The 14,536-nt window shown below is 63.5% G+C and carries 14 protein-coding genes and 3 tRNA genes; 16 read left to right on the forward strand and 1 reads right to left on the reverse strand.

Translation table 11 applies throughout. The annotated features are described in order from the left end of the window. Positions 1–168 precede the first annotated feature (168 nt). Positions 169–241 (forward strand) — tRNA-Ala (locus ACTQ1E_RS04135). A 207-nt stretch (positions 242–448) separates the two neighbouring features. On the opposite strand, the gene ACTQ1E_RS04140 is transcribed toward ACTQ1E_RS04135, so the two are convergent. Beyond that, positions 449–524, reverse strand: a tRNA-Ile gene (locus tag ACTQ1E_RS04140). Between the two features lie 708 nt (positions 525–1,232). Between ACTQ1E_RS04140 and ACTQ1E_RS04145 the strand changes: the two genes are divergently transcribed. The 15 genes from ACTQ1E_RS04145 to rpe all read left to right on the forward strand — a co-directional run bounded on the left by ACTQ1E_RS04145 (position 1,233) and on the right by rpe (position 14,530). Then, positions 1,233–1,305, forward strand: a tRNA-Ala gene (locus ACTQ1E_RS04145). A gap of 75 nt (positions 1,306–1,380) precedes the next feature. Next, positions 1,381–3,411, forward strand: a complete 2,031-nt coding sequence (locus ACTQ1E_RS04150; RefSeq protein WP_441564912.1) for an ABC-F family ATP-binding cassette domain-containing protein — start codon at positions 1,381–1,383, stop codon at positions 3,409–3,411. After that, a complete protein-coding gene (locus ACTQ1E_RS04155; protein WP_164473297.1) occupies positions 3,398–3,694 on the forward strand; it encodes a hypothetical protein in 297 nt (98 codons plus the stop codon). Before ACTQ1E_RS04150 ends, ACTQ1E_RS04155 begins: the two co-directional genes overlap by 14 nt. Positions 3,695–3,703: 9 nt before the next feature. After that, positions 3,704–4,387 (forward strand): site-2 protease family protein, encoded by a 684-nt coding sequence (locus ACTQ1E_RS04160; RefSeq protein ID WP_441564914.1) that lies wholly within the window; start codon positions 3,704–3,706, stop codon positions 4,385–4,387. Between the two features lie 84 nt (positions 4,388–4,471). Beyond that, positions 4,472–5,281, forward strand: coding sequence for a segregation and condensation protein A (locus ACTQ1E_RS04165; RefSeq protein WP_441564916.1), 810 nt, complete (start codon positions 4,472–4,474; stop codon positions 5,279–5,281). 11 nt (positions 5,282–5,292) lie between these two features. After that, a complete protein-coding gene (gene scpB, locus ACTQ1E_RS04170) occupies positions 5,293–6,021 on the forward strand; it encodes an SMC-Scp complex subunit ScpB (protein WP_441564918.1) in 729 nt (242 codons plus the stop codon). After that, positions 6,008–6,973: a pseudouridine synthase gene (locus ACTQ1E_RS04175; protein ID WP_441564920.1), complete on the forward strand. Its 966-nt coding sequence runs from the start codon at positions 6,008–6,010 to the stop codon at positions 6,971–6,973. The genes scpB and ACTQ1E_RS04175 overlap by 14 nt, the downstream gene beginning before the upstream one ends. Before the next feature lie 66 nt (positions 6,974–7,039). Further along, on the forward strand, positions 7,040–7,726 hold the full coding sequence (cmk, locus tag ACTQ1E_RS04180) for a (d)CMP kinase (protein WP_441564922.1): 687 nt from the start codon (positions 7,040–7,042) through the stop codon (positions 7,724–7,726). Between the two features lie 3 nt (positions 7,727–7,729). Next, positions 7,730–8,458, forward strand: coding sequence for a lysophospholipid acyltransferase family protein (locus ACTQ1E_RS04185; RefSeq protein WP_441564924.1), 729 nt, complete (start codon positions 7,730–7,732; stop codon positions 8,456–8,458). Positions 8,459–8,460: 2 nt separating this feature from the next. After that, positions 8,461–9,357, forward strand: a complete 897-nt coding sequence (locus tag ACTQ1E_RS04190; RefSeq protein ID WP_441564926.1) for a 4-hydroxy-3-methylbut-2-enyl diphosphate reductase — start codon at positions 8,461–8,463, stop codon at positions 9,355–9,357. 2 nt (positions 9,358–9,359) lie between these two features. Then, entirely contained in the window at positions 9,360–10,802 is a 1,443-nt protein-coding gene (locus ACTQ1E_RS04195; RefSeq protein WP_441564928.1) for a DUF512 domain-containing protein, read from the forward strand. Between the two features lie 10 nt (positions 10,803–10,812). Then, positions 10,813–12,147, forward strand: a complete 1,335-nt coding sequence (gene der, locus ACTQ1E_RS04200) for a ribosome biogenesis GTPase Der (RefSeq protein WP_154516463.1) — start codon at positions 10,813–10,815, stop codon at positions 12,145–12,147. Beyond that, positions 12,140–12,823: a glycerol-3-phosphate 1-O-acyltransferase PlsY gene (gene plsY / locus ACTQ1E_RS04205; protein WP_441564930.1), complete on the forward strand. Its 684-nt coding sequence runs from the start codon at positions 12,140–12,142 to the stop codon at positions 12,821–12,823. The genes der and plsY overlap by 8 nt, the downstream gene beginning before the upstream one ends. A gap of 9 nt (positions 12,824–12,832) precedes the next feature. Further along, positions 12,833–13,840 carry an NAD(P)H-dependent glycerol-3-phosphate dehydrogenase gene (locus tag ACTQ1E_RS04210; RefSeq protein WP_441564932.1) on the forward strand — a complete coding sequence of 336 codons (1,008 nt, stop codon included), beginning with the start codon at positions 12,833–12,835 and terminating at the stop codon, positions 13,838–13,840. Positions 13,841–13,858: 18 nt separating this feature from the next. Then, positions 13,859–14,530 (forward strand): ribulose-phosphate 3-epimerase, encoded by a 672-nt coding sequence (gene rpe, locus ACTQ1E_RS04215; protein ID WP_441564934.1) that lies wholly within the window; start codon positions 13,859–13,861, stop codon positions 14,528–14,530. Positions 14,531–14,536: the final 6 nt, after the last annotated feature.

Here is a 14,536-nt window from a genome sequence, read left to right on the forward strand (position 1 = left end):
GCGCCCCCGGTCCCCGGGGCGCGGCCCTCTTGCTTAAACTGCTCAATTTTTCGTGCTCACGGTGCTCATTTCCCAGTGATCACTCGGACCACTTCTTAGTGAACATCAACATTTTCCGAGATTGTCCTTGCATCGGCGGGGGAGTTCCCGTATAGTACTTCTTCACACGGGGGCGTAGCTCAGCTGGGAGAGCGCTTGACTGGCAGTCAAGAGGTCAGGGGTTCGATCCCCCTCGTCTCCACCCGAGCATTGAATGAGGCTCCAACGCAAGTTGGGGCCTTTTTCATATCAATCGTCCTGCAGTTTATCTTTACTTAGTGGCTGTTGAAGTAAATCCATCCTAAATTGCAAATATGAATGAAATTAACGCCCTACGCCATTGCAGGCCAAAATAAGGCGTCAACGCAATGTAAAAAGGCCAGGCGTGTTGCCCGGCCTCGAAATACTCTGGTGGGCCCTCCGGGATTCGAACCCAGAACCCAGGGATTATGAGTCCCCTGCGCTAACCGTTGCGCCAAGAGCCCTTATGTACTGTGATAATAATTTCAACAATGGAAATTCATTTCCCATCGGGTTAAATCACGATTTGAAATACTACCATGCACAAGCATGTCGCACAACGCACGATCAAGCCATGTTTTTAACACCCGGTATTCCCTGACAATCAAGATGCATCACAAGAAATATCACTGGATGGGAATTGTTCAAGCCATTATCCCAAGACTGCAAATAGAGCTAACCATCGGCGAACTGGTGCCATTTCAAAACCATGCCGGATTACGGGGCTGGACCCGGACCGGCCGTCCATACCCTGCATCTCACGAAATTCGCAAGTCGTCTACCTGCGGTTTTGATTTTACCGATTGCGGCATGCCCGAGGGTTCCCGGCCTGGCCCCGTAAACCGGCATGGTTTTGAGATCGCCGGGTGGGCGGGAGCGCGATTGGTCCCGATAATGGGCCTGGTGCCGGCCGGATGGCCGTTGGGCGGACGGCGGCCCGCGCCGCGGAAGCGAAAAAACGGCGGTCGGCGGGACTCGAGATGTCCCAAGGGCGCCGGAGAGGGGGGCGGCGGCAACGCCGCCGCCCGCGGGGCGCGCCCCCGCGGGCCGGATCGGGCATCGCGGGCCCCTCGCTCCCGAGCCCGTCCCGCATCCCCGGCCCCGCCGCCGAAAGTTTTTCCGAGATTGTCCTTGCATCGGCGGGGGAGTTCCCGTATAGTACTTCTTCGCACGGGGGCGTAGCTCAGCTGGGAGAGCGCTTGACTGGCAGTCAAGAGGTCAGGGGTTCGATCCCCCTCGTCTCCACCCGAGCATTGAATGAGGCTCCAACGCAAGTTGGGGCCTTTTTTCATATAGGCACACAAGGTCAAAGGCGGCACCATGATCCTCCAGGTCGACAAGATCGAAAAAAGCTTCGGCGCGCGCGTCCTCTTTAGCGGCGCGTCCTTTCAGATCAACCCCGGCGAACGCTTTGCGCTCGTGGGACCCAACGGCGCCGGCAAAACCACCATGCTCAAAATCATCATGGGTATCGACAGCCCCGACGCCGGCCAGGTCCAGTACTCCAAGGACTGTCAGGTGGGCTACCTCGAGCAGGAAACCAACCTGGAGCACAAGGACACGACCATCCTCGCCGAGGTCATGGCCGCCGCCAAGGAAATCCGCCGCATGGGCGAGCGCGCCAACGAGCTGCAGGCCCAGATCACCGAGCTCTCTGAGCAGGGCAAGGACATCGACGCGCTCCTTAACGAGTACGGCCAGGTCCAGGACCGCTTTGAGCATCTGGGCGGCTACGAGCTCGAAAGCAATGCCCGTAAGATCCTGTCCGGTCTGGGCTTTAAGGTCACCGACTTTGACCGCCCGTGTTCCGAGTTCTCGGGCGGCTGGCAGATGCGCATCGCGCTGGCCAAGCTCTTCCTGCGTCATCCCGACCTGCTGCTTCTGGACGAGCCCACCAACCACCTGGACCTCGAAAGCGTCCAGTGGTTGCGCGGCTTTATCGCCAACTACGACGGCGCCGTGCTCATCGTCAGCCACGACCGCGCCTTTATGGACGCCTGCGTCGACCACGTCGCCGCGCTCGAGAACCGCCGCGTGACCACCTACACCGGCAATTACAGCAGCTACCTCAAGCAGCGCGAGGACAACCTGGAGCAGATGCGCGCCAAGCGTGCCGCCCAGGAGCGCGACATCGCCCACATGCAGGTTTTCGTCGACAAGTTCCGCTACAAGCCCACCAAGGCCGCCCAGGCGCAGGAGCGCATCCGCAAGATCGAGCAGATCAAAAAGGAGCTCGTCATCCTGCCCGAAGGCCACAAGCACATCGACTTTAAGTTCCCCGACCCGCCGCGCTCCGGCGACATGGTCGTGGGCCTGGAGGGCGTGTCCAAGTCCTACGGCAACAAGCACATCTATAGCGATATCGATCTCAAACTCTATCGCGGCGAGCATGTGGCGCTCGTCGGCCCCAACGGCGCCGGCAAGTCCACCCTCATGAAGATCATCGCCGGCCTGGAGCCGCCCACTACCGGCACGCGCGACCTGGGTACCAACGTGGGCGTGGCCTATTACGCCCAGCACGCGCTCGAAGGCATGACCGAGTCCAACACCGTCCTGCAAGAAATCGACACCGTTACGCCCAAGTGGACCGTGCCGCAGCAGCGCAGCCTGCTGGGCGCCTTCCTGTTTAGTGACAACGATTCCATCGAAAAGCAGGTCCGCGTTCTTTCCGGCGGCGAAAAGGCGCGTCTGGCCCTGGCTAAGATGCTCGTGGCCCCCGAGGCACTTCTGTGCCTGGACGAGCCCACCAACCACTTGGACATCGACTCGGTAGACATGCTCGAGAACGCCCTGCAAAACTTCCCCGGCACCATCGTGCTGATCAGCCACGACGAGCACTTGGTGCGAGCCGTAGCCAACCGCGTCATCGACATCCGCGATGGCAAGGTCACGGTCTATGACGGCGACTACGACTACTACCTCTACAAGCGCGAGGACCTCGCGGCCCGCGCCGCCGAGGCGGCAGGGGAGAGCACGCCTTCCGCGACCAAGCCCACCAAAGCCAGCGCCGCCCAGGCCGATACCCCCGCTGCGGCGCCTAAGCCGGCCGAGGGCAAAAAGACCAAGGAGCAAAAGCGCGCCGAGGCCCAGGCCCGCGCCGCGCTCAACAAAAAGCTCAAGGGTGTGCGCAACCAGCTCAAGAAGATCGAGGCAGAGCTGGACAAGAAGCGCGCCCGCTATGACGAGCTTATGGAATTGATGGCGAGCGAAGAGCTTTATGCCGATCAGGATAAGTTCAACGCCGCGCTGGGGGAATATAACGGGCTTAAGCAAGAGCTGCCCAAGCTCGAGGACGAATGGCTCGAGCTTTCCACCCAAATCGAAGAGGAGACCGCGCGTGAACTCTCGTAAGGCCGCTGCCGTGGCGATGAGCATCATCGCCATCGCGTGCCGCATCTGCGGCATCTTTATGAGCGCGATGACTGTGCTGCTGTGCTTTAGCGGCCTTACCGCCAAGCTGCAGATTGTGGGCTTTGTCGTCGAGCTTTCGCGCGCGCTGCCGAGCGCTATCGCGGGCTATGGCGTCATCACATCGCCCTTTGGCGGTGTGTTCCGCCTGGATTACGCCATCGTGGCCGTCATCCTGTTTGTGGCCGACTACCTGCTCACGCGCGCCTCGCGCCGCGTCCGCTAGGGGAGCGCCATGTCCAGTAGCTACCTCATGAACCTGCTCGCGAGCGCCGTCGCCGTCATCGTGGGCATCGTGATCCACGAGAGCGCACACGCCGCCGCGGCCTGGGCACTCGGCGACAAAACGGCCCGTTCGCGCGGCCGCGTCTCGCTCAACCCGCTCAACCATATCGACCCGTTTGGCACTATCATCCTGCCGCTGCTCATGCTCGCCGCCGGTGGCCCGGTGTTCGCCTTCGCCAAGCCCGTTCCCGTCTACCTCAACAACCTCAAGCACCCCAAGCGCGACGAGGTCTTGGTGAGCGCGGCCGGTCCCGCATCGAACATCGCACTGGCGTGCCTTGTGGCCGCCCTCATGCACGCAGCATATGGCAACCTCTACACCAGCATGTCCTTTGCCGTAGCGTCCCAAATCATGAACTTCGGCGCCACCTTTATCGTGGTCAACCTGTCGCTTGCGTTCTTTAACCTCATCCCGATTCCGCCGCTTGACGGCTCGTCTATCATCGTGCCGTTTCTCAAAGGCAAGGCACTCGCCAACTACTACCAACTTCAGCAATACGCCATGCCGATTCTTATCATCGTGCTGTATCTGCTGCCCATGTGGACCGGCATCGATGTAATCGGCCGGTATTTCGACGTTACCGTGTATCCGCTCGCTGGGCAGCTGCTTAACTTCGCAATCGCCGGTATCTAGGGTAAACTTACAGGTCGACCGTGCAAAACGGTCGCAACATGCACCCAAACCGCGCCGCGAAGGCGCCGTCAAAGGAGGTCGAAGATGTCGTATCGCGTGTCGACGCAGGTCTACAGCGGACCGTTCGACCTGCTGCTGCAGCTGGTAACCCGCCAAAAAGTTGATATCGGCGCCATCTCTATCAGCGAGGTGGCCGAGCAGTACCTTGCCGAGGTCGAGCGTATTGAGGCGCTGGACCTGGACGTGGCGAGTGACTTTTTACTGGTCGCGGCAACCCTTTTGGACATCAAGGCCGCCTCGCTGGTGCCCCAGGAGGCTCCGCACAAAGCCGACGACGATGACGAGATTGACGAAGACTTCGAAGAGCTCAGCGCACTCGACGGCGACGCCCTGCGCGAGGTCCTGATCCAGCGCCTGATCGCCTACAAGCAGTTTAAGGGTGCGGCGGCGGCTCTTGGCGCGCGCATGCAGGCCGAAAGCCGCATGCATCCGCGTGTGGCCGGCCCCGACCCCGAGTTTTTGGGCCTTATGCCCGACTACCTGGCCGGCATCACGCTGCGCGGCCTCGCCGTCATCTGCGCCGACCTGGACGGCAAGCGCCAGACCTTCCTGCTGGAGGCCGAGCACGTGGCGCCGCATCGCGTGCCGCTCGACTTGACGGTGGCCTCGGTCGACCGCTTCACCATGGCGCACCAAACTTGCACCTTCCGCGAGCTGTTGGACGGCGACGCCACCACCGAGCAGCTCGTCGTCACCTTCCTGGCCATGCTCGAACTCGCCAAGCGAGGCTCGCTCACCCTGAGCCAGGACGAGATCTTTGGAACCATCCGTATCAACCGCGTCGAGGGCGCCGAGGCCTACGTGCCCGGCGAGGGCCCCGAGCTCACCGAATAGGAGCGGCAACCATGTCAACCCTTTCCACGCTAGAGGCAAACAGCCTCAAAGGCGCCTTGGAGGCGCTCCTGCTGGTTTCGAGCGATCCGGTGAGCGCGCCCGCGCTGGCAGATGCGCTGGATATCGCCCCGGGCGAGTGCGCGTCGCTTTTGGCCGAGCTCAAAGTTGAGTACGAGGAGGCCAACCGCGGCTTTCAGCTGCGTGAGGTCGCCGGCGGCTGGCGCCTGTTTACGCACCCCGCCTACCACGACGTGGTCGAAGCTTATGTGCTGAGCTGGGATACGCAAAAGCTGTCGCAGGCGGCGCTCGAGACCCTGGCCGTCATCGCCTACCACCAGCCCGTCACGCGCGAGGTGGTCAAGGGCATCCGCGGCGTCAACTCCGACGGCGTCATCGCGTCGCTCGTTGACAAGGGTCTGGTGCGCGAGCTCGGTCGCGACCCCCAGCGCGGTCAGGCCATCATTTACGGCACGACCAACGCCTTTTTGGAGAAGTTCGGTCTGCGCTCCACCCGCGACCTGCCCGATCTGGAGCAGTTTGCCCCCGACGAGCAGTCGCGTCAATTTATCCGCGAGCGCCTGAGCGGCCGCAGCATTCAGTCTACGCTCGAGGAGCAGGTCGAGGACCTAGACGAAGAGCGCGAGCTGCTGGATACCGATGTTGAGGATGTCGAGGCAGCCTGCGGCGAGGAAACACTTGCCACCGACGACGCTGCGGAGGATACGCATGACGAGGACTAGCGAAGCAGGGGAGACGCGCGCAGCCGGCGCCACGGGCGCACCCGCGACCGACGCCCAGCCCGTCTACCCGCACACCATGCGCCTGCAGCGCTTTTTGGCGCGCGCGGGCGTGGCGAGCCGCCGCGGCTCGGAGGACCTGATGACCGCCGGCCGCGTGACCGTCAACGGCCAGGTCGCGACCGAACTGGGCACCAAGGTCGATGTGGACCGCGACCATATCGAGCTTGACGGCATGCCCGTCAAGCTCAACCAGGGCGCCGTGTACCTGATGCTCTACAAGCCAACCGGCTATCTCACCACCATGAGCGATCCACAGAAGCGCCCCTGCGTGGCCGACCTGGTCCCGCGCGACCGCTTTCCGGGCCTCTTCCCGGTGGGTCGCCTGGACCGCGACACCACGGGCCTTTTGCTCTTTACCACCGACGGCGACCTGTCGCAGGACCTGCTGCACCCCAGCAAGCACGTCTACAAGACCTACCAGGCGCTCGTGGACGGCCACCTGACCGATCGCGACTTGGAACCGCTGCGCCGCGGCATCGAGCTCGACGACGGCCTGTGCCAGCCGGCGATCTGCCGCGTCATTACCGCGCGCGAGGCCGAGGCCGTGGCTCCGCAGGGTGTGAAGCCCGGCACAACCGCCGTGGAGGTCATCATCCGCGAGGGGCGTAAGAACCAGGTCAAGCGCATGCTGAGCAAGATCCACCATCCGGTGATCCGCCTGCACCGCTGTAACTTTGCCGGCCTGGAGCTCAAGGACGTGGCCAAGGGCTCGTGGCGCGAACTCACCGACCGCGAGGTACAGATCCTCAAGGCCGGCGGCATCCCGCCCAAGCAGGCCGGCGCCAAGCGCGGCGCTGCGCCGGCGACCAACACCGCGGCTCGCACGCGCCATCACGGCAGCCACGGCTCCGCGCCCAAGCGCAACACCTACCGAGAGCGCTACACGGGCTAGCCAGTCCGCCAAGCCGCAGCGCCCGCGTCCCATACCAGCACGTCAACCACCGAAAGGAAGCATTGCATGATCGTCGCCATCGACGGCCCTGCCGGATCCGGCAAGTCCACCATCGCCAAGGAGATCGCTCGCCAGCTGGGCTTTAACAAGCTCGACACGGGCGCCATGTATCGCGCCGTCACCTTCGCCGCGCTCGACCGCGGCATCGACCTGGACGACGAGGCGGCCATCGATGCCCTCGCTGAGCAAATCGAGATCCGCTTTACCAACGGCACCGGCGAGGACACGCGCCTGACCATCGACGGCGCGGACGCCTCGGCTGCCATTCGCACCCCGCAGGTGGACGCCAACGTCTCCAAGGTCTCGGCCTACCCGGGCGTCCGCGCCGCCATGCTCATCCATCAGCGTCGCGCCGCCGAGGACCGCGACATCGTGGCCGAGGGTCGCGACATCGGCACCGTCGTGTTCCCCAACGCGCAGGTCAAGGTCTTTCTGACCGCCGATCCGCGCGAGCGCGCCCGTCGTCGCGTGCTGCAGCGCCACCAAAACGATGCCCAGCCGCCCACCAAAGAGCAGCTCGAGGCCGAGGTCGACGAGACCCTCGACGCCCTCAAGCAGCGCGACAAACTCGACAGCAGCCGCGAGGTCGCGCCGCTCGTGCCCGCCGAGGACGCCGTGCACGTCGACTCCACCGCACATACCATCGACGAGGTCGTCTCGATAATCGAGGACCTCATCAACCAAAGGAGGTAGCTCATGCGCCTGTTTAAGCAGACGCCCGAGGATTACTACAACGCCCCCTACGCCGAGTTCCCGGCGCTCATCCGCGGCACCGTCGCCGTGGTCATGGCAATCCTTTGGGCTTTCTCCAAGCTCATGTGGCGCTGGAAGGTCGAGGACGCCGACCTGCTGTTTGAGCGTCAGGAAGGCCGCGGCAGCGTGGTCATCTGCAACCACACCTCGATGGCCGAGCTCCTGGCTGTAGAGACGGCGCTATTCTTTGGCGGCCGCCGCATTCGCCCCATTTTTAAGTCCGAGTTTGCCAAGAGCAGGATCGTGCGCTGGGCCTTTAGCCGCGTGGGCGGCATTCCCGTCGAGCGCGGCACCGCCGACATGAAGTGCCTGCGTGCCGCCCAGCATGCGCTGCAGCGCGGCGAGGACGTCCTGATCTTCCCCGAGGGCACGCGCATCCGCTCGCGCGAGATTAAGCCCGAGGTCCATGGCGGTTTTGCGCTCATTGCCCAGATGGGCAAGGCACCCGTCAACCCGCTCGCCATCTGCGGCTGGTCCGATATCACGCCTGCGGGCAAAAAGCTCATGCGCCCAAAAAAGTGCTGGATCCGTGCCGGCAAGGCCATCTCGCTATCCGATGCCCCGGCCGAGCTCAAGCGCAAGGAGCGCCTGGCATGGTTTGAGTCCGAGGCCATGAGCCGCGTCTACGCCATGCGCGACGACCTGTGCGCCGAGCACCCCGGCAGGTTCTAGCCATGGGCGAGCACGTCATGAATACCGCCTCGGCCGCCGCTGAGGAGGTCGTCCCCACCATCGAAATCGCAGCGCATGCCGGCACCTGCTACGGCGTGCAGCGCGCGCTCGACATGGCACTGGCCGCCGCGCCGCAGGCAGGGGAGAGCGCTCAGGTCCACACCCTGGGCCCGCTCATCCATAACCCCATCGTGGTGCGCGAGCTCGCCGAGGCAGGCGTTGGTCTGGCAGACACCTTGGACGACGCCGCATCGGGCACCGTGGTCATTCGCGCCCACGGCGTGGTGCCGCAGGTCATCGAGGCTGCTCGCGAACGCGGCCTTACCGTGGTCGATGCCACCTGCCCCTATGTGAAGAAGGTCCACGTGGCGGCCGAGCGCCTGGTGCGCGAGGGCTACCGTGTGATCGTCGTGGGCGAGCCGGGCCACCCCGAGGTCGAGGGCATCCTGGGTCACGCCGGCGATGACGCGCAGGTCGTGAGTTGCGCCGCCGATGCGGACGCGCTGCCGCTCAAGGGCAAGGTGGGCCTGGTTGTGCAGACCACCCAAACCGCGCAGAACTTGGCCGAGGTAGTGGCCTCCATCACCCCGCGCGTGCAGGAGCTGCGCGTGATCAACACCATCTGCGCTGCCACGAGCGAACGCCAGCAGGCGGCCGCTGCACTTGCCAACCGCTGCGACTGCATGGTCGTCGTGGGCGGCAAAAATTCGGGCAATACGCGCCGCCTGGCGCAGATTTGTGCCGATGTCTGCGAGCACACCCATCACATCGAGGAAGCTTCCGAGCTTGAGGCCGCATGGTTTGCCAACGCGCGCCGCATCGGCATCACCGCCGGAGCCTCAACTCCGCAAGAACACATCGAACGCGCCGTTGCGCGCATCAAGGAGCTTTGTCGCTAATCATGGACCAGACCGTACCCGCATACGCCGCCGAGGTGGCCGATTACGGGCGCAGCCGCGACCCCGAGCCGGGTGAGGGCGCGCTCGTAAAGAACGTGCGTCCCGAATCGCCCGCATGGGATGTGGGTATCGAGCCGGGCATGCGCGTGCTCACGGTCAACGGCGAGCGACTCACCGACATGATCGTGTGGCTCTGGGAGGCCGACGAGGACACCGTCGACCTAGAGGTTCTCGACCCGCGCGACGGCACCGTCACCCCCGTCGAGCTCGACCGCTTTCCCGGCGAGGACTGGGGCCTTGAGTTCGACGGCCCCATCTTCGACGGCATGCGCACCTGCGTAAACGCCTGCGTGTTCTGCTTTATGACCATGCTGCCCAAGGGCGGCCGCTCCACGCTGTATATTCGCGATGACGACTACCGCCTGAGCTTTTTGCAGGGCAACTTTGTCACGCTGACCAACCTTTCCGACGAGGACGTGCAAAACGTCATCGACCGCAATATGAGTCCCATGAACGTGTCGGTCCATGCCGTAAGCCCCGACGTCCGCCGCCGCATGATGGGCCGCAACGCCCAGCGCGGCATGGACGTGCTCGAGACCATCATGGCCGCCGGCATCGAGATTCATGCGCAGATTGTGCTGTGTCCCGGCATGAACGACGGCGAGGAGCTGCAAAAGACCCTACGCTTTTGCGAGGAACACGAGCAGATCACGAGCCTGGGCATTGTGCCGCTCGGTTTTACCAAGCACCAGAGGCGCTTTAGCTGGTCATACAGCGACAACCCTGAGCTCGCGCGCGAAACCATTGCCATGATCCGTCCCTTCCAGGATCGTGCCTACAAGCGCTTTGGCCGCCACACCTTCCAGATGAGCGACGAGTTCTATCTGGACGCCGGCATCGAGCCACCCCAGGCCGATTTCTACGACGGCTACCCGCAGTATTACGACGGCATCGGTATGATTCGCTCCTATTTGGACGAGACTGACGATGTGCTTGCCGCCGATGCCGAGCGTCTGCGCCGCGTTCGCGCTGGCATCGCCGGGCGCAACCAGCGCCTCCTGTGCCTCTCCGGCACCAGCGCGCGCGACACCGTGGCGCGCTTTGTGGAGTCGCCACGGGGCCTTGCCGGCACCGTCGCCGCTATCGAAAACCGTTACTTTGGCGGCAACGTGGACGTGACAGGCCTCATCGTCGCCTGCGACATTCTGGAGCAGCTGCCGCAGGACCTCTCGGGGGTTATGCTCTTTGTGCCTAAGCTCATGTTCAACGCTGACGGCATGACGCTTGACGAGTATCATCGTGACGATTTACTCGCAAGCCTTGAAGCTCGCGGCGCCGAGGTTCATGTGGTGTCGACCATGCCGCATGAGCTGCTCGATACCCTGGAGCATATCCTTGGCATTGTGCCCGCAGGCTCTACTAATTCCGCTGACCCTACCCATTAAAGGAGTGCAGATGAAACCTATCGTCGCCGTCGTCGGGCGCCCCAACGTGGGCAAGTCCACGCTCGTTAACCGCCTGGCCCAGACCTCGGACGCCATCGTCCATGAGTCCCGCGGCGTAACGCGCGACCGCTCCTACCACACGGCCGATTGGAACGGCCGCGAGTTCACCATCGTCGACACGGGTGGCATCGAGCCGCTCAAGAGCGATGACGTCTTTGCCACGTCCATCCGTGACCAGGCCCTCGCCGCCGCCGAGGAAGCCGCCGTCATCCTGTTTGTGGTCGACGGTCGCACCGGCGTCACCGAGGAGGACGAGTCGGTCGCCCGCATGCTCAAGCGCTGCGACAAGCCGGTCTTTCTGCTGGTGAACAAGCTTGACAACCCCGATCGCGAAAACGACAGCATCTGGGAGTTTTATTCGCTCGGCATCGGCGAGCCAACGCCGCTCTCGGCCCTGCACGGCCACGGCACGGGCGACCTGCTCGACGACATCGTTGCCCTGTTGCCCGAGGAGGAGGACGAGGTCGCCGACGAGTTCCCCGACGCGCTGAACGTCGCCATCATCGGCCGCCCCAATGCCGGTAAGTCGTCGCTGTTCAACCGTATCCTGGGCGCCGACCGCTCTATCGTGTCAAACATTGCCGGCACCACGCGCGACGCCATCGACACCGTCGTGGAGCGCAACGGCAAGCACTACCGCATGGTCGACACCGCGGGTATTCGCAAGAAGAGCACCGTGTACGAGAACATCGAGTACTACTCCATGGTCCGCGGCCTGCGCGCCATCGACCGTGCTGACGTGGCACTGCTCGTCGTCGACGCCTCCGTGGGCGTTACCGAGCAGGACCAAAAGGTCATGGGCTTGGCCATCGAACGCGGCTGCGCCATCGTCGTTCTGCTCAACAAGTGGGATCTGCTCGACGACGACCGCAAGCGCGAGGCCTGCATGGAGACCGTCGACCGCCGTCTGGGCGTCATGGCTCCCTGGGCCCAGTACCTGCGCATCTCGGCCCTGACCGGCCGTGGCGTCGAGAAGATCTGGGCAATGGTCGACGCCGCCGAGAAGACGCGCTCGCAAAAGATCACCACCTCGCGCCTCAACACCTTCCTCACCGACCTGCGCGAGTTTGGCCACACCGTGGTGGACGGCAAGCGCCGCCTGCGCATGCACTACGTGACCCAGACGGGCGTCAACCCGCCGACGTTTACGTTCTTCGTCAACCACAGCGACCTGGTCAACGACACCTACCAGCGCTACGTGGAGAACCGTATGCGCTCGACCTTCGATTTTTCCGGCACGCCCATTCGACTCTTCTTTAGGAAGAAGGAGCAAAAGGATGCATAATCCGATTCTGCTGACCGCCATCTGCGCCGTGGTCTCGTTCTTTATCGGAGCGATTCCGTTTGGCCTGATCCTGGGCCGCGTGTTCAACCACACGGATATTCGCAAGGCGGGCTCCGGCAACATCGGTACCACCAACGCCCTGCGCGTAGCCGGCCCCAAGGTCGCCGCGCTCACGCTGCTGCTCGACTGCTTGAAGGGCGCCATCTGCGTCCTTATCGCGCGTCCGCTCATCGCGAGCGTGGGCTATGGCTTCCCGGCGAGCATCATGGCTCCCGGTGCCGCCGGCGACTGGATGCTCGGCGTCATTTGTCTGGCAGCGGTGTGGGGCCACATCTTCTCGCCTTACCTCAACTTCCGTGGCGGCAAGGGCATCGCCGTGGGGCTGGGCGTCATACTGGCCTGGTACTGGCCCATCGGACTTTCGCTACTGGGCATGTTTATCGTGGCCGTCGCCATCACCAAGTATGTGTCGGTGGGCTCGCTTGCAGCGGCCATCGGTCTTCCCATCGCCGCCTGCGCGGTCTTTCCGTACAGCAGCCTGGGCCTCAAGTTTTGCATGGCGATGATCGGCATCACCGTGGTGTGGGCCCATCGCGCGAACATCAAAAAGCTCATGACGGGTAAGGAATCCAAGCTCTCGTTTACCAAGCGCGTCACCGAGCCCGACGATAAGTAGGAGAGAGTCATGAATGTTGCGCTGATTGGCTCCGGCTCCTGGGGAACCGCCGTCGCCGGCCTTGCCGCCGCGCGAGCCGAGCGCGTGACCATGTGGGCCCATAGCGAGCAGACGGCCGCCGGTATTAACGGCGAGCACCGCAACCCGCGCTATCTGGTGGACTACGTGCTGCCGGAAAACGTTGTCGCCACGACGGACCTGGCCCAGGCACTCGACGGTGCCGACGCCATCATCTTTGCCGTGCCTTCGGCGCACCTGCGTGGCGTCTGCCACCAGGCGGCGCCGTTCATCGCCGCCGACACCCCCGTCTTGTGCCTCACCAAGGGCATCGAGCCCGAGTCCGGCATGCTCATGAGCGAGGTCATCGCCAGCGAGATCGGCAACGAGGCACGTGTGGCGGCGCTCTCGGGCCCCAACCATGCCGAGGAGATATGCCGCGGCGGACTTTCCGCCGCCGTCATCGCCAGCAAAGACTCGCAGGTAGGGGAGACCTTTAAGGACCTGCTCCTATCCACGGCCTTCCGCATCTATCTGTCGCAGGACATGACCGGCGTTGAGGTTTGCGGAGCCATGAAAAACGTCATCGCCATCGTGTGCGGCATCTCCGCCGGTACCGGCGCGGGCGACAACACGCTCGCCCTTATCATGACGCGCGGCCTGGCAGAAATCAGCCGACTGGTGCACGCCCGCGGCGGCCAGGCCATGACCTGTATGGGTCTTGCCGGCATGGGTGACCTTATTGCCACCTGCACCTCCGAGCATTCGCGCAACCGCACCTTCGGCTACGAGTTTGCCCACGGCGTATCGCTCGACGAGTACCAGGCGCGCACGCATATGGTGGTCGAGGGCGCCGTCGCCGCCCGCAGCGTGAGCGAGCTCGCCCGTTCGCTGGGCGTAGACATTCCGCTCACCTTTGCCGTGGAGCAAACGCTCTACAACGGTGTTACTTTGGATAGGGCGCTCGAGATCCTTACCGACCGCGTCCCCTCTCAAGAGTTCTACGGACTCACCGACTAGCGCAGAAAGGCTACTACCATGGGTTCCATCAAAATCGCTCCGTCCGTCCTTTCGGCTGACATGGCCAACCTCAAGGGCGAGCTCGACAAGATCGCCGGCGCCGACTATGTGCACTTCGACGTCATGGACGGTCACTTTACCGGCAACCTCACCTTTGGCGTCGAAATCCTCAAGGCCGTCAAGCGCTCCACCAAGGTGCCGGTCGACGCGCACCTGATGGTGTCGAACCCCGACGAGACCGTCGATTGGTATGCCGACGCCGGCGCCGATATGATCACCGTTCACTACGAGGCCTCCACGCACCTGCACCGCACGCTCACGCATCTGCAGCAGCGCGGCGTCAAGGCCGGCGTGGTGCTCAACCCCGCCACGCCCGTCTGCGTGCTCGAGAGCATCATCGAGGTCGTCGACATGGTGCTGCTCATGAGCGTGAACCCCGGCTTTGGCGGCCAGAGCTTTATCCCGGGCACGCTGCATAAGCTCCGCGAGCTCAAGGCCATGTGCGAGCGCCACGGTGTGTCTCCCATGATCGAGGTCGACGGCGGCATCTCTTCCAAAAACATCGCCGAGGTCGTCAAAGCCGGTGCCAACGTGCTCGTGGCCGGCTCCGCCGTATTTAAGTCCGAAGATCCCGCCGCCGAGGTTGCGCTGCTGCAGAAGCTGGGCAACGAGGCCGCACAGGAGGCATAAACCCTT

Origin of the sequence: Collinsella sp. LCP21S3_C7 (genome assembly GCF_052118485.1) — a bacterium.
Taxonomy (GTDB): Bacteria; Actinomycetota; Coriobacteriia; order Coriobacteriales; family Coriobacteriaceae; genus Collinsella.

Coding starts and splice junctions, on each gene's coding strand:
- ACTQ1E_RS04150 (WP_441564912.1), top strand. CDS start 1,381: ATGATCCTCCAGGTCGACAAGATCGAAAAAAGCTTCGGCGCGCGCGTC.
- ACTQ1E_RS04160 (WP_441564914.1), top strand. CDS start 3,704: ATGTCCAGTAGCTACCTCATGAACCTGCTCGCGAGCGCCGTCGCCGTC.
- ACTQ1E_RS04165 (WP_441564916.1), top strand. CDS start 4,472: ATGTCGTATCGCGTGTCGACGCAGGTCTACAGCGGACCGTTCGACCTG.
- scpB (WP_441564918.1), top strand. CDS start 5,293: ATGTCAACCCTTTCCACGCTAGAGGCAAACAGCCTCAAAGGCGCCTTG.
- ACTQ1E_RS04175 (WP_441564920.1), top strand. CDS start 6,008: ATGACGAGGACTAGCGAAGCAGGGGAGACGCGCGCAGCCGGCGCCACG.
- cmk (WP_441564922.1), top strand. CDS start 7,040: ATGATCGTCGCCATCGACGGCCCTGCCGGATCCGGCAAGTCCACCATC.
- ACTQ1E_RS04185 (WP_441564924.1), top strand. CDS start 7,730: ATGCGCCTGTTTAAGCAGACGCCCGAGGATTACTACAACGCCCCCTAC.
- ACTQ1E_RS04190 (WP_441564926.1), top strand. CDS start 8,461: ATGGGCGAGCACGTCATGAATACCGCCTCGGCCGCCGCTGAGGAGGTC.
- ACTQ1E_RS04195 (WP_441564928.1), top strand. CDS start 9,360: ATGGACCAGACCGTACCCGCATACGCCGCCGAGGTGGCCGATTACGGG.
- der (WP_154516463.1), top strand. CDS start 10,813: ATGAAACCTATCGTCGCCGTCGTCGGGCGCCCCAACGTGGGCAAGTCC.
- plsY (WP_441564930.1), top strand. CDS start 12,140: ATGCATAATCCGATTCTGCTGACCGCCATCTGCGCCGTGGTCTCGTTC.
- ACTQ1E_RS04210 (WP_441564932.1), top strand. CDS start 12,833: ATGAATGTTGCGCTGATTGGCTCCGGCTCCTGGGGAACCGCCGTCGCC.
- rpe (WP_441564934.1), top strand. CDS start 13,859: ATGGGTTCCATCAAAATCGCTCCGTCCGTCCTTTCGGCTGACATGGCC.